Source organism: Pseudomonas asiatica (assembly GCF_009932335.1).
GTDB lineage: Bacteria > Pseudomonadota > Gammaproteobacteria > Pseudomonadales > Pseudomonadaceae > Aquipseudomonas > Aquipseudomonas asiatica.
Map to the genome: position 1 here is coordinate 2,689,275 of NZ_BLJF01000001.1, position 14,562 is coordinate 2,703,836.

Sequence of the window (14,562 nt, forward strand, 5' to 3'; positions counted from 1 at the left end):
ACTGAACAGGCGATCAACAGCCCTCCGGCAGGCTGAAGCGGCGCCGGCCACCGGCCTGCAGGCCATCGACCCAGGCCTCGCAGATCAGCACGCCCTGCTCGGGGGTGAAGGTACCGGGGTTGAGCCCCGACTCCAGCCACAGGCCATCGAGCAAGGCGCTCAGGCTGATGGCCGCCAGGTCGGCATCGAAGCCCTGCCAGCCCTCCTCCCCGGCCAGCGTGGCCAGCAGCCCGCTCAGCTCATTGCGGTATTCGCCATAGGAATGGTCATGCACCTGATTGATCGCATCGGCGGTCTTCACCGCGCCCCAGAACGCCAGCCAGGCGTCGAGCAACTGCGGGTCGAGCAGCTCGGCGCAAAACGAGGCACGGAAGAACGCCGACAGCCGCTCGCGAGCATTGGGCGCGGCCTGGGCCATGGCCTCGCGCAGCAGGCCCATCACCCGACCGGTGACTGCCATGTAGGCTTCGGCCACCAGCTCATCCTTGCCGGCATAGTGATGGCTGATCAATCCGACCGAAACCCCGGCTTCTGCTGAAATCTTGCGGATCGACGCACCCTGAAAGCCATGGCGCTTGAGGCATACCAAGGTCGCCTCGACCAGGTTGGCTTTGCGCAATTCCGGCAGCATGCGGTGGTAGCGGGCTTCCTGGTTCATCGGCGGCTCTCGGGCTAGGGGCTGGACTGAACGACTGTACAACAAGCCGGACTGCGTGATAAACCCTTGGCACCCATGCCCATAACAACAAAAGCGGCTGCCATGAACGACCTGATCACACGTGACCTGGACCAGGGCCTGCTGACCCTGGCCTTCAACCGCCCCGACAAGCTCAATGCCTTGAACACCGCCATGTACCAACAGCTGGGCGACCTGCTGCTGGCGGCAGGTGAAGACCCTGATGTAGAAGCCATCATCATCACCGGTGGGCCGCAGTGCTTTACCGCCGGCAATGACTTGCGCGACTTCCTCGACAACCCGCCTGCCGACCTGGACAGCCCGGTGTTCCGCCTGATGCGGGTGGTGATGGGCCTGGACAAACCGCTGATTGCCGCGGTCAGTGGCGCGGCGATCGGCATCGGTGCCACCTTGCTGTTGCATTGCGACCAGGTGCTGGTCAGCCGTACGACCAAGTTGCGCATCCCTTTCGCGCCGTTGGGCGTGTGCCCGGAGTTTGGTTCCAGCCTGCTGCTGCCGCGTTTGCTTGGCCATGCCCGGGCGGCTCGCCTGCTGCTGGCAAACGAGTTGCTCGACGGTGAACGGATGGTGGCCTGGGGGCTGGCCAATGAACTGCATGAAGACGGTGAACAGTGCCTTGCAGCTGCCCGGCGCCTGGCGCGACAGCTGCAAGGTTACCCGCAGGCGGCGCTGCGCATCAGCAAGCGGCTGCTCAAGGACGGCCAGCGGGCCGAGCTCGAGGCGACAGTGGCGCGGGAGGCCCGGTTGTTCATCGAATGCTTGCGCACTGAAGAAGCGCGAGCGGTGTTGCGAGGGTTGATCAAAGATTGAAACCCAGGGGCCGCGTTGCGGCCCATCGCCGGCAAGCCAGCTCCCACCTCGACTGCATCGACCTCAAGCCTTATGCAGTACCTGTGCGAGCAACTGTCTCGCTCAAATTCTAAAAGTTGGCGCGATTCCCTGTAGGAGCGGCCTTGTGTCGCGAAAGGGCTGCAAAGCAGCCCCAGAAAAACTCAGAAACCCCAGGATTGCTAATAGCCGGTCATCTCCAGATACCCACGCCCACCCGCACTCCCGGTCAAGCGCACCGCCCCCTCCCAGTACGGGAACCGTGTCTCCATCCAGGCCTGCGATTCCACAGCCTCGACCCGCACATCCACGCCATGCTCCGGCACCTGCACCCGCCATCGCGTCGGCACCTGCTTGCCGTTCTTCTGCCGGGCCCAGGCCAGCGCCTGCAGCTGGATCTGCGCCCCCTGCAGCACCACCACTTCACCCTGCGGGCCGACCCAGGTCCCGGCGCGATACGCCTCCCCCTGCACCTCGCGCACCTGAAACAGCATCAGCCTGGCGCCACTGTCCAGGTGCAGGGAAAACCAGTCCCAACCCGTCTGCCCGGCAGCCAGCGGCTGGCTGCTCCATTCCCGGTCCAGCCAGGCCTGGCCGGTGACGGCAATGCACTGGCCGTCACGCTGCACTTCCCCACTCACCCGATAGAACGGCTGACTGTAATAGTACGAAGCCTGCCCCTTGCCGGACTTCTCGCTGTAGCCCTGGTCCCCGTGCAGCACCAAGGGCCGATCGCTGTGCAGTTGCAGGTCATAGCGAAAGCCGTCACCACCGGCGACCATTTGCAGATTTTCGATGCCATTGCTGCCCTGCAACGACCAGTCATTGATCCACGCCCGGAACGGCTGGGCCTGCACGCCAGCCTGGCCGATACCCCCGCGCGCCAAGGTTTCGCCAGACCGATGCCTCCCGGGGCCGGTCAACGCCGCGTGCCCCATCCACAGGTTCGGGCTGTTCCAGCCAGCAGCTTCGGGGCCTGGGCGCAGGGCCGAGCGAAACAGCGTCCACTGCGCGCCCCAGTCCCGCCCCTGGAGGTCCTGAAGGTTGGCGGTGACATACCACCATTCGATGCGAAAACCATCGTGGGCCCCGTGGTCACGCGGAAATTCCAGGCGATGGCCGCGGCTTACCTGGCTGAACTCGCCCGCCTGCTGCCCGAGCCCGGCATAGCTTTGCTCGGCGGGCTGGTCACAGCCGCCCAGCAACCCACACAGCAACAGCCAGGCGCTACGCTTCATCGGCAAACGGCCTCAACAGTTCGCGCGGCTGGCGACGCGCCAGCTGCCACAGTGGCCAGGCGCTGGCCAACAGGCTGGTGAGCATGCCCAGCACGGCCAGGTGCAGAAGTCGCGCAGGGAACACGTAGAGCGGCAAACGCCAGCCGAATGCCTGCACGTTCACCACCGCGACCAGGCACCAGGCCAGCAGGATGCCCAGCGGAATCGCCAGCAGCACGGTAAGGCTGCTCAGCAACAGTGTCTGCCCGAGGCTCAGCCACACCAGGTGCGTGCGCCGCACACCCAGTGCCCACAGCGGCGCCAGCTGGCCCAGGCGGGTCTGGCCCAGGGTCAGCAGGTTGATGAACAGCGCCACGCCTGCCACGCCAAGAGTGAGGCTGTTGAGCGCGGCGGTGGCGGCGAAGGTGCGGTTGAACACGTCGGTCGACCAACGTTTGAGACGCGCCTGCTCGACCAAGCGGCTGTCGTCCAGGGCGAAGCGCTGCTGCAATGCAGCCTCGAGCGCCGACACCTGGTCGCCCACCAGATCGACACTCAACCCGGTCAGGGTTGCCTGTGGCCAATGCCCGCGCAGCCAGCCGGCATTGACCAGCATGTGCCCCTTGGGGTTGCCGTAATCGGCATAGATGCCCACAACGCTCAGGGCTGGCGAAGTGTCTGCGGGCAGCCTCAGGCGATCGCCCAGCTGCAGCTTCAGTCGCCTGGCCAGCTGTTCACTGAGCATCACGGCCTGCCCGGCGGCCAGTTGCTGCCAGGCCTGCTTTTGCTGCGCCAGCAATGGCCAGCGTCTGCGATAGACGGGATGATCGACGATGCCCTGGACCTGCACCGGCCAGCCCTGCAGCTGTGTTTCCACACGCCAGCCGGGCAATACCACCTCCACCGAAGGTTGCTGCCCGAGCCACTCGGCTATCTGCAAGCCCTGGGCGGTGTCCCTTGGCGTGACATACAGGTCGGCGGACAGGCGCAGGTCAAGCCAGCTGACAAAGGTCTTGCGAAAGCCCTCGGTCATGCTGCCCACCCCGACACTGGCCGCCAGCGCCAGCAACAGTGCCATCAACGCCAGGCTCAGGGCAGGCAATTGCTGGCGGCTGTCGGCGACGAACCATTGCGCCAAAGGCCGCCGGCAATGCCGCGCCAGCCAGGCCAGCACCCGGTCGAGCAAGGCCGGCAGCAGCAGCGCCGCCGCCAGCAGCAAGCCTGCCAGCAGGCCGAACGCGCTGGGCAGGCTGTCGCCCAGCACGCCACAGCCCAGGGCCAGCAAAAGCAACAGGCCGGCCACCCGGGCCTGGCGCCGCAACCAAGGCCCCTGGGCCAACCGCCATGCCTGAGGTTGCGCCAGCGCCAGCAACGGCAACCGCGCCGCACGCAGTACACTGCCCAAACCCGCCAGCAGCGCCCCCAGCACACTCACCAGCACGCCCATCAGCCACCACCCTGCGGGCAGGCTCAGCGCCCCGGCGACCTGGGCGCCATACAGGCCGCGCAAGCTGGCGGCCACATCGGGCAGCAACCACGCGGCCAGCCCGTAACCACTGGCCACGCCGGCAAGACCGCCCAGCACCGCGAACAGCCCCAGCTCCAGCACCAAGGCGCACAGCAAGGTTTGCAGGCCGATGCCACAGGCGCGCAGGTTGCGAATCAGGCCGCGCCGCTGTTCCAGTGCCAAACCGATTGCGGCATGGGCAATGAACAGGCCGACGACGAACGCCAGCAGGCCAAGGGCGGTCAGGTTGAGGTGGAAACTGTCGGTCAGCCGCTGCAAGCCGCCATCGTCCTGCCGGGGTTGCAGCTCAAGGTAAGGCGCGATATCCGCCGGCAGCGGCCCCGGCATGGCAGCCACCAGCAAGCGCGACAACTGCCCGGGTGCATGCAGCAACGCCTGGGCGTGGCCGATATCGACCACGATCACCCCTGGGGCCAGCGCTGGCTGTAGAACCAACGGCGGCAGCAGCTGCCCTTCGCTGTCGCGTGCTGAGGCCCCGGGGCCGGCATGCAGCTGGCGCAAGGTGTCCGGCCCGACCCAGGCTTGCCCGGGCATGCCGATAAAGGCTTGCAGATCGAACGCCCCGGGCTGCACACCGGCGATGCTGCTGGCCGGCGGCAGGCTCAACGGCTCGATGCCGATCAACCGCACGCTGCGCGCCGGCTCACCAGCAAAACGCAAGCGCCCTTCCAGTACCGGCGTCACCGCCCAGCCCAGTCTGCGCAACTGCACGTACAGTGCCTGGTCGAAGCGCTCGCCACGGCGCGGCACCAGTTGCGCCTGCAACGGCCCGGCCAGCACCGCGCTGGCGCGGGCATAGTCGCTGCGTGCCTGGCTGTTCAGCGCCTGCACGCCGGTCCACAGCGCCGTTGCCAGCCACAGGCCGGTGAAGATGCTGAAAAACTGCACGCGATGGCGCCGCCAGTGGCTGAGCAGCGCCAGCAGGGCCAGCGATAGAAGCCTCATCCGCCCTGCTCGGGCCGCACACGGCCGGCCTGCAGGTAACAACGCTGTTGCAAGCGCGCCGCCAACCGCGGGCTGTGGGTCACCATCAGCACCCCACTGCCAGCCTCGGCGACCAGCTGCAACAGCAGGCTCAACACCTCATCGCTGCTGGTTTCATCGAGGCTGCCGGTGGGTTCGTCGGCCAGCAACCAGGCCGGGCGCCCGGCCAGGGCGCGGCCGATGGCAACCCGCTGTTGCTGGCCACCAGACAATTGCTCCGGGTAACGCGCCAGCAAATCCGCCAAACCCAGGCGCTGCGCCAGATAGGCCAGCCAATCGGGATCATGCCGACCGGCCAGCCGCGCCTGGAACGCGAGATTGGCCCCCACGTCCAGGCTGCTGATCAGGTTGTACTGCTGGAACACCAGGCCTATGCCCTCCCGCCGCCACAACGCCAGCGACGCCTCGGAACGGCTGTCGAGCGGGGTATCGTCGATCAGGATGCGGCCACTGTCGGCACGGTCCAGGCCGGCCACCAGGTGCAGCAAGGTGCTCTTGCCGCTGCCCGACTCGCCCATCAGCGCCAGGCTGCTGCCGCGCGCCAGGCGCAGGTCGACGCCCAGCAGCACGGGGAGCGGGCCCAGGGGGGTGGGGAATGATTTGTGCAGTTGCTCGATGACCAGCATCGACGGGCCTTGGTGAGTTCAGGGGTCTTCTTAGGAATAGCAGGTTCATCGCGGCGTGAACGAACACTCGTCGTTTTCCCCGATAAAGCAATTTCCGGCTCAATTCGAAAAGCGGTTTCCAACTTCAACCCTCGATGAACTTATTAATTCCACGCCCCTGAATGCCTTACCGAAAAGTCAACATAAACAGCCTTGCACCAATAAAAAAAGACACTTCCTACAGAAAGTTCTTTTTATTGGCCGATATTCACTTTCTGAAGAGAAAACAATGACCTGAATCAGAAACCATCGACTACGATCAGCATTCACTTCGCACCCGTTAGTTACGGCAAGAGACTCAACCATGGAAAAACCAGTAGTTCTGCACGCCGCTGGCCAGGTCGATATCGCTTTGGAAAGCGCCCACCAGTACGCCTATTTCCAGCTACTGGAATTGCTGTATCACGTACACGACGACGATCTGGAACAACGCCCACTTGCTCGAGAGACGAGACGCCGATTACGGCTGGAAGTGTCCCCCAGCCTGTCTTTCCCTGTTGCCGACGTGTTGCGCGCCGATCGCTTGAAGGACGACCGCTACCGCATCCAGGCAAGTTTTCTGGGCCTGCATGGCACAGACTCGCCACTGCCCACTTACTACCTTGACGAGATCGCCTACGAAAACGCACACGGCATCGGTTTACGCCCGGCTTTCCTCAATTTCTTCAACCATCGCCTTCATACCCTGCTCCATCAAGGATGGCGCAAGTACCGCTACTACGTACGCTTCCAAGCGGACGCGAAGGACGGTTTCTCCCGCTATGTCTTCGCCCTGATCGGCCTGGACGACTCAGCACTACGCGGCGCTACGCCGCTACCCTGGAGCCGCTTGCTCAGTTTCGTGGGAATGATCGCCAGCCGCAGCCGCTCCCCCGGCATGGTAGCCGGCATGATCGCGCATTGCTTCGACCTCCAGCAGGTTGCCATCCGCGAATTCGAAAAGCGCACCGTCTCGATTCCCACTTCCCAACGCAACTGCCTGGGGGCCAGAAACTACCAACTCGGCAACAACTTCCTGGTTGGCGACAGCATCGAGTCACGCAGCAGCAAGTTCACCATTGTGATCGCAGGCCTGAATCAGCAGCAGTTCCGCGAATTCCTGCCCAGCGGTGACAACTACCAGAGGCTGGCGCGGCTGGTGGAATTCCTGCTCCGTGATGTCGGGGCCTATGACCTGGAGTTACGCATGTGTGCCAAGCAAGCCCCACCCTTCAGCCTACGGGCCGAGCATGGCACCCACCTCGGTTGGACAAGCTTCATCGCCAACCGCAATGACCCCACGCCTCCCCCTGTTCGCATCACGGTACGCACATGAGTACAAATGTTCTCTCCCCCAGCGTCACGCTCACCGTCCTCAACCCGGAAAAACTCTTGCACGGCAGCGAACCGCGGCATCGCTTCGATCGGGCTGGCGGCTCCATCGGCAGTCAAGGTGCTTGGCGCCTGCATGATCGGGGCGTTCGCATCCTGCCGGTGCACTGCGAAATCGGCTGGCATGAAGGCCATTTCTGCATCATTGACCACAGCGGCAAGAGTTTCATGAATGGCAGTGACACCCAGTTGCTTTCGGGTACGCCTGTCCGCCTCAGGCACAACGACAGACTGCAGATGGGTGACTATCAGATTGCCATACACCTGAAGGGGTTGTTTGCGCCCGTGGTGTGAACCTTGTAGCGCGCCGTATCGCCGGCAATCATGAAACCGAGATCGATACTGGTGGATGTACGGGCATTCAGCCCACCGCGGCTGAGCAGGCGGTAGAGCGACCAGGGGCCGTGATAGCCCAGGCTGACAGTGGTACCCGCAACCTGCACCAGGGTGACACGGCTATGCCCACTCTCCCCGGCAGGGCCCGGCCAGGTCATGCCGATCGGCTCCTTGCCCCGGTCCGCAAACGCATGCAGCTGCCCATCCAGGTCGAAGACGCTGCCGCGCAAGCCACCGCTGATCGCCAGAGGCTCCAGGCCAAAGCTCACGTTCAGCTCCCCGCGATTGTCGAAAAACGCGTTGCGTATGGCTTCAGCCTGCTTGAGCTGCACCATGACTTCGGGGCGGACCAGGTAACCTTCATCCGCACGGGAGTACAGCGCATCGAGGTTGTCTTCGAGAAACACCGCAAGGTACTGGTCCTGGAAGCGCTTGAGCTGGCCTTGCGGGCCAAAGAAGGCTTCAAAATCCTTGAGCGACACATCCGGCCCGGCCGGGTCGATGGGATAGCGTGAGGCCAGTCGTTCCTGGTAGACGCTGTAAACCTCGGCATCCCAACGCTGCTCCAGCTCCCGCAACGCCATGACCATCAGCACCTGCGAAGTCTGCTCCGCCAGCTGGCGAACATGCCGATTGAGGGGTTCCGGCAGGCCCGTGGCAATGCGCTGAAGGTTGCGAATGGGGTCGGGCGCCGTTTCCGAAAAACGGCTCAACACTAGCGCCAGGGCGGCCTTGCCCCGGTCAGGGCTGTCCTGCACCGCCTTCAGGTAGTCGTGTACAGCGCTGATCGCCTGGAGTGTTTCGTCATGGTAGGACGGTTTGTCACCCCGCACGTCGAGCATCCCCGAAAGCCCCGCGAAAGACCGATAGATGCCCATGGCCTGCATGCGAACCTGCGGATCGGCTTTCGAATCCTTCTCGCTGTCCGCGGCCTGCGGATAGATCAGCGTATTGCTGCGCACGGTTTCCAGCAGCCGGCGTATCGGCGCTGCCGGGCCGCTGACTTGTTCCAGAACACCCAAGGCATGCGCAAGATCGCTGAATTCGGCAACCGAAAACTGGTTCAGCACACGCCGCCAACTGTCGATGTAGTCGGCGCTGTACAGGGCTCGCAGACGCTCCGCCAGGGCCTGGCGGTCCATGTCGGAGTAGTCGAGGCTACGCCGCTCCCCTAGCACCCACTGATCGACCAGGGCGAGGTCGGCCACGTTCTGGCTATGCTGGTCGAAATAGTCGCGAAAGCCCGTCGCCGTCAGTAAAGGTGGCAGGGACAAATTGCCGTCGACGGCCGCCTGGTGATCGCGCTCGGCCAGTGGCCTGTAGACGATATCGAACGCTGGGCCGATCTCGTTGCGCAAATCCAGCTCACCGTGCAATTGCTCCCGAGCCTGCTGCCTCAAGCCGATGTAGACACGCTCGGCCAGCGGCAACTTGCGCAACTGCTGCTGCGCTTGGGCAACGACCTTCCGATACTCCGGCAGCTCGACATCTGCGTAGGCCAAAGCGTACCTGAGGTGGCGCATCAGCGCGGCCTGCAGCTGGCCCTGGCCCGGATACGCTCTTTGCCACTCGCGAGCCATCCATTGCTCGACCATCTCCGCCCGACGATTACCGCGATCCTCGATCATGCGATACACGCGCAATGCCGCCAACTGCTCGTCGCTACCGGGGGCGGCTTGCTTGACAGACGCTGCCACGCCGCCCGCAATCACCGGTAGAAAGCGCTGGGCCAGGGCATTCAGGTACGCCTGGTCCACTTGCGGGCCAATGGCTTTGCCCTGGTACAGCCCCATATCCGTGAACACGCTCCAACCAGAGCGATAATCGCCGTACAGGCTCACGGCATCACGGATCTCATTCAAGGGCAGCAGCAGGCTGCGCCCGGTCAAATCATCCTTGGCGTCCGTGCTGGTGTCGCTGAACGCAAGGCTTTTCTCCAGCACCTGCTCCGCCTTGTCGCGGTTGACGCTGTAGAAGTACGCCCAACCACCGGCCATGGCCAACCCGCACACACTCGCCGCCACGGCGCCGCCCTTCAACAGGCGGCCCTTGCGCCGGGCGACCTTGCGGTTGTCGCCCGCCAGGCCGGCCTCGGGGTAGACCACGCGTTGCAACAGCCGCTGCGCGAAATACACCACGGAGGTGCCTTGCGGCTTGGTCGACAAAGCCGGGGTAGCGAAGGCAAAGGCGCGGGCAGAAGCATCCGCAAGCAGGTTGCGCACTTCGCCTCGCTGGTAGACCGAGGAAAAGTACAGGCCACGCACCAGGGGTGGGGTGCTGTAGCGGTCACTGACCAGTACATCACCAAGGAAATTCAGCAACATCTCCTGCGCCCCGCTCAGCTCCCGAAGCAGCGAGCAGGCGCTCTTGCCCGTGGTGCCAGGCGCGCCCACGGTAGCGCTCATCAGTTGCCTGGCGAGGCGCCCCAGGAAGCCCTGATAGGCTCCCTCCAGCTCCTGCAGCCAGGCATCGAAGTCCTTTACCGAACCCAGCGTGAAGGTAAAGCCCTGCACCTCTTCCCGCTCACGGGCCGGGAGCGCGGCGAACAGTTCCTCGAAACCGTCCAGCAAGTCGAACTTGCTCATCACCACGTACAGCGGCAAGCGCGTACCCAACTCACCGCCCAGCTCCGTCAAGCGCGCGCGCAGCATCAATGCCAGGTCACGTCGCGCCTTCGCCGATCGCCCGAACAGGTTGACCATATCCACCAGCAAGACCACGCCATTGAGTGGCCGTCGGCTGCGGTTCTGGGCAAGCCAGCCAATCATGTGCCGCCACAGGCGTCGCTCGACGCCCGCCGGCAGGCCTGTGGGCTCGGCCAGCTCTCTCCCTTTCAGTGCCGCCTCCTGCACAACTGGCAGGGTGTTGTTTTCGCCCCCCTCCTCCTTGATGGGCTTGACCACATACGCCGGGCGCTCAGGCTGGCTGATGAACTCGCCCGGCGGATCGATCAGCACCGCGTCGTCACCTACCCACCAGTCGATGCCAAAAGCCAGGTCCGGATCCGTACTGGCCCGCTGGGTGGCGCCATCGGTGCGGGCGAGTGCAAAACGCTGATCCGAACGGCTGACGAAACTCGACTTGCCCGCATTCTGTTCGCCAAGGATGAGGTACCACGGCACATCGTAACGGTGCCCGCGGCCACCTTGGCTGTCGCGCAAGCGGGCCAGGCTGCTGTCGAGGGAGCGCTGCTGGGCCTGCAGGTACACCAGGCACGGGTCTTCCACTTCGCAGCGGGATGAAGAGTTGGGTTGTGGGTACACCTGGTATGTGTGGGAAGGCGACACGCTGGCATTCGAGTGCCGGGACCGGGAAGGCAAAGGCCACACCACTCACTATGTTTTCGAGCCCGGGACCTTTGTGCCGGTGGCACAGGCGGTGTCCAACCATGTCGTCGAGTTGTTGCGCCAGCCGGTGTATGTGTTCCCGTATGACATCGACAAGGATCCGGTGTGGCTGCATAAGCCGATGCCGAAAGCGTTTGATGCAATGGCTTGGTACCAGTGCGATCAGCTAGGGACGCCGATGGAGTTGACCGGTGAAGATGGGGAGATTGCCTGGAGCGGGAGGTACAAGGCCTGGGGTTTGGCGGAGGAGCAGCGGAGTGACGGGGCGAAGTGGGCGGAGATTCGTAATCCGCTACGCTTTCAGGGGCAGTATTGGGATGTTGAGACGGGGCTGCATTATAACCGGTATCGGTATTACGCACCTGAAATTGGTCGTTTTATTGTTAGAGATCCCATTAGTTTTATTGGCGGACTAAACACTTACGCATATGCCTCAAACCCTATCGAATGGATAGATCCGTTTGGCTTGGCAGGCAACAGAGCAAACAGACGCGCTGGAGCTATACTTCAAGAGATTGATAGTAAAGGAGGAGGACACGCTAATTCTCGACACGGCGCAGGAACTACATTGGCTCAACAAGAGCATCGAGCGCTCACAGGCATACCACCTGATTGCCCCTGTATCAAAAACCCAAAACCGACAGACTCGACACGTTTCTTGAGCAACATTGATCAACTGGATGCAATACAACGCGGCAACGCCAAGATGAATTCTACTGGAAGCAACAGCACCATGCTAAATATGAATCGCATTATTGGCGAGGGTTACCGTGCGGGTGGCGGTAATCGTGAAGAGACCTCAAGAGCCGTCATAGTTCGCAAAAACAACCAACTACTAACAGCGTACCCAAAACTCTAATGAAAATCGCAAACATAAACTACATTCACTATTTGTATTATCCACTAATCTCGATGACAGACGAGGAAATTAGCAACTTCGAAATAAATAACAAGAAAGACAGGACTAGACTCTTTCAACTAATGAGTACACTATTGAAAACATTTGGACCAAATGCCGCTAAAAATATTTCAGATTGCCTCGAGCACGTAATCTCTATGCGGAGCTACGAAGATTACTGGCGAGATCTAATACCGCACGAAATACCTTTAGATGAAGTAGACAACAAGGAGGAATACATAAACGAGCTATTTTTTGCGCTTTTCCAGCGCACACCATCATTCCAAAAAGGTAGAAGCATAACGATCTCGCAACAAATACCACCTCAAGGCTTGAATACGAACGAATAGAGGCCTATCACTCGTTCATATAAACAATCACTAGCAGTTTGAAATTGCGGTCGCCATCGATGCGGCGGGTGGACTGGTTTGGCGGTGGAGCAGCGGAGTGACGGGGCGAAGTGGGCGGAGATTCGTAATCCGCTACGCTTTCAAGGGCAGTATTTTGATATTGGGACCGCGCTGCACTATGGGTAGACCCTCTAGGCCTTTCCGCTGTATCCGACCTACCAAAAATGAAAGGGCACAGTGTAGTCAAAGCCGGTTCAAAACTAACTCAAGCTAGCTTCTTGAGGACGAAAGATAATGGCATTAATGAGACCTGGAGACACCTTGACGGCTCGGAAGTTAGAATCCATAAATATGAAAACAAATGTCCATGCGCTTATGAATCTGGAAATAACGCACACATTCACAAAGAAGATCTTGGGGGCAACCAACTTAATGACCATGGGTTCACCTCCCCAGACCCGAATCAGCCCTATTTCGGCATATGCAACCCAGCAGACCTACCAATTGTACGAGGAAGGCCACACGGATCATGAGCTACGAATACAAACTTGTTTTTGAAGAACCTAAAACATTGCAGAATTTATTTGACAAACTGTTAGAGAGCGGAGCATGCACCAAAAGAAGCGATTACGAGATTCATATAAAAGACCCTAAATTCAACTCGATTGGCAGCTATGATGCGAGACTCCAAAAATGCGACGACACACGTGCATGGTTAGAGATTTTGTTCCCCACCCCCTATTTATATGGCTTATTTTCAACATTTTTGTCCGATGCGAAATTTAGGTGCCTTGAGGATGGAGACGAAGACGATGAAGTCTCGTTGAAACAGGCCTTTCGCGTAAGAAACATCTGATGAATACGTAGAGCGTTTCCTTTCAAAGCCGGGCGATTGATTATGGGAACCGGCTTCGACAAGCAGGTCACCGATCCTCTACGATCAAAGCAGCAACCAGCCCACCCTTCGTATCGATGGCGACCGCATCACCCGCTTCGAATTCGACGCCATGGGTTGCCTGGTGAAAAGCCATGGCGACCAGTTAAACGATCACGGATGGAGCATTAAAAATGAACATACGAAAAACGTTTGATACTTTAGTAGAGAATGAGCCTTACATTGATCTCGATGTATTTCTGGATACTTACGAAACATTCGAAGAATTCCCACTGATCTCAAGATACATAAAACTAGTAAAGCTAGGGGCTGACTTAAAGGAAATCGAAGCCTCAAACATCCTTATAAGCACAGCATTCTTTGTACTCAACTCTGCATTACTACATATGCGAAACAAAGGCTACGACCTCAGGGAGCGCTTTCTGGCTATCTCCTACACGAACTTTGACTTTTCAAGCAGAACCGAACCTCCAATACCTAATTTTTTTGTTAACTCAAACTCCACAATGGATGACTTTTCAAATAAATTTAAGTCAAAACAAAAATCAGACGCATCATTGGAAACAAAATTGGTTCAAGGGCAGTTCGAGTCATGTGGACTTAGCCCGTTATTCACATTTTATGAAAGCCGTTTTTTTGATCCTACCTGCAATGAGGACATTGTCAGAGTTTATGCGATTCTAAATTAACACCTTAAACAGGCCTCACCTCACTTCGACGATGGAAACACCACCATGACAACTAAAAAAGAATTTGACATCGCTACAAATGTTTTTCTTGAAAATGAAATTTTCAATTTAAAAGCAGACCAAACACGCTCCAACATTGTATTGTCCGGGGCACTCTCACTCCATCATCTAACACCTCTAACGCTGGCTCACGCCACAGCAATGAAAAAACTTTACAAGCGGATAATTGAGACATGCCCCGCACACGAAGCTTGGTTGTTAGCAAGTAACGGAGGAATGGTGAAGTCCAACAAAATAATTGAATACTATGGACTTTGGAAAGGGTTGCAAAAAAACGGAGTCAGTATCCCATCGGGAATACGCTCCGAGGAGTTTCAATTACGCGAAGATGATAACGTCCAATTTTTTGGATCTGTACAAATCTTCAATCCTGACTTTTCTAAAATCGCACACATATTACAACTTAGACCAAAGTTCCACCTATTAATATCAGACAACAGAGAAACCATAAAAAATCTTCTTGAACGTGGATGGAAATACAATAGCCATAGGAACCCACTTGAATTATTGCCTACAAGCGAGAATAGCACAAATATTCTTATACTTCCTGTCGGAGAGTTTGATGACCCTGAAGGAGGTGCAATCGCCTTGGGCAACCCGGAACTCATAAATAAAATATTCAGTTAAATTCGCGAACAATCGAGTTGCCACCTAGATAAAGCTCACTGGTAGGCAGGAACGGGTAAGCACGAGCACC

General features: G+C 59.4%; 12 protein-coding genes. 7 read left to right on the top strand and 5 right to left on the bottom strand.

Annotation, left to right across the window (positions count from 1 at the left end; genetic code table 11):
- Positions 1-13: 13 nt before the first annotated feature.
- A complete protein-coding gene (locus GYA95_RS12405; RefSeq protein ID WP_015270774.1) occupies positions 14-658 on the bottom strand; it encodes a TetR family transcriptional regulator C-terminal domain-containing protein in 645 nt (214 codons plus the stop codon).
- A 102-nt stretch (positions 659-760) separates the two neighbouring features.
- On the opposite strand from GYA95_RS12405, the gene GYA95_RS12410 reads away from it, so the two are divergent.
- Complete coding sequence (locus tag GYA95_RS12410; RefSeq protein ID WP_015270775.1) at positions 761-1,507, top strand: enoyl-CoA hydratase; 747 nt, start codon at positions 761-763, stop codon at positions 1,505-1,507.
- Between the two features lie 200 nt (positions 1,508-1,707).
- On the opposite strand, the gene GYA95_RS12415 is transcribed toward GYA95_RS12410, so the two are convergent.
- Genes GYA95_RS12415 through GYA95_RS12425 form a run of 3 tightly spaced genes read right to left on the bottom strand, consistent with a single transcriptional unit; the run spans position 1,708 to position 5,880 of the window.
- On the bottom strand, positions 1,708-2,763 hold the full coding sequence (locus GYA95_RS12415) for a lipocalin-like domain-containing protein (RefSeq protein WP_015270776.1): 1,056 nt from the start codon (positions 2,761-2,763) through the stop codon (positions 1,708-1,710).
- Entirely contained in the window at positions 2,753-5,215 is a 2,463-nt protein-coding gene (locus GYA95_RS12420) for an ABC transporter permease (RefSeq protein ID WP_015270777.1), read from the bottom strand. The genes GYA95_RS12415 and GYA95_RS12420 overlap by 11 nt, the downstream gene beginning before the upstream one ends.
- Positions 5,212-5,880 (bottom strand): ABC transporter ATP-binding protein, encoded by a 669-nt coding sequence (locus GYA95_RS12425; RefSeq protein ID WP_015270778.1) that lies wholly within the window; start codon positions 5,878-5,880, stop codon positions 5,212-5,214. The genes GYA95_RS12420 and GYA95_RS12425 overlap by 4 nt, the downstream gene beginning before the upstream one ends.
- A gap of 343 nt (positions 5,881-6,223) precedes the next feature.
- Here GYA95_RS12425 and tssG point away from each other — a divergent pair, with 343 nt between their 5' ends.
- Both tssG and GYA95_RS12435 read left to right on the top strand, forming a co-directional pair.
- Complete coding sequence (gene tssG, locus GYA95_RS12430; protein WP_015270779.1) at positions 6,224-7,234, top strand: type VI secretion system baseplate subunit TssG; 1,011 nt, start codon at positions 6,224-6,226, stop codon at positions 7,232-7,234.
- Complete coding sequence (locus tag GYA95_RS12435) at positions 7,231-7,584, top strand: FHA domain-containing protein (RefSeq protein WP_080604886.1); 354 nt, start codon at positions 7,231-7,233, stop codon at positions 7,582-7,584. Before tssG ends, GYA95_RS12435 begins: the two co-directional genes overlap by 4 nt.
- Here the strand turns inward: GYA95_RS12435 and tssM are convergent.
- Entirely contained in the window at positions 7,539-10,913 is a 3,375-nt protein-coding gene (gene tssM, locus GYA95_RS12440; protein ID WP_226989586.1) for a type VI secretion system membrane subunit TssM, read from the bottom strand. The two genes, GYA95_RS12435 and tssM, sit on opposite strands and share 46 nt — an antisense overlap.
- Before the next feature lie 91 nt (positions 10,914-11,004).
- Between tssM and GYA95_RS28315 the strand changes: the two genes are divergently transcribed.
- The 4 genes from GYA95_RS28315 to GYA95_RS12460 all read left to right on the top strand — a co-directional run bounded on the left by GYA95_RS28315 (position 11,005) and on the right by GYA95_RS12460 (position 14,492).
- Entirely contained in the window at positions 11,005-11,832 is an 828-nt protein-coding gene (locus GYA95_RS28315) for an RHS repeat domain-containing protein (RefSeq protein ID WP_371035278.1), read from the top strand.
- Positions 11,833-12,750: 918 nt separating this feature from the next.
- Positions 12,751-13,077, top strand: a complete 327-nt coding sequence (locus tag GYA95_RS12450) for a hypothetical protein (RefSeq protein ID WP_015270782.1) — start codon at positions 12,751-12,753, stop codon at positions 13,075-13,077.
- A gap of 212 nt (positions 13,078-13,289) precedes the next feature.
- Positions 13,290-13,805 carry an Imm15 family immunity protein gene (locus tag GYA95_RS12455; RefSeq protein WP_080604887.1) on the top strand — a complete coding sequence of 172 codons (516 nt, stop codon included), beginning with the start codon at positions 13,290-13,292 and terminating at the stop codon, positions 13,803-13,805.
- Positions 13,806-13,850: 45 nt separating this feature from the next.
- Positions 13,851-14,492: a hypothetical protein gene (locus GYA95_RS12460; RefSeq protein ID WP_144050976.1), complete on the top strand. Its 642-nt coding sequence runs from the start codon at positions 13,851-13,853 to the stop codon at positions 14,490-14,492.
- The last annotated feature ends 70 nt before the right edge of the window (positions 14,493-14,562 follow it).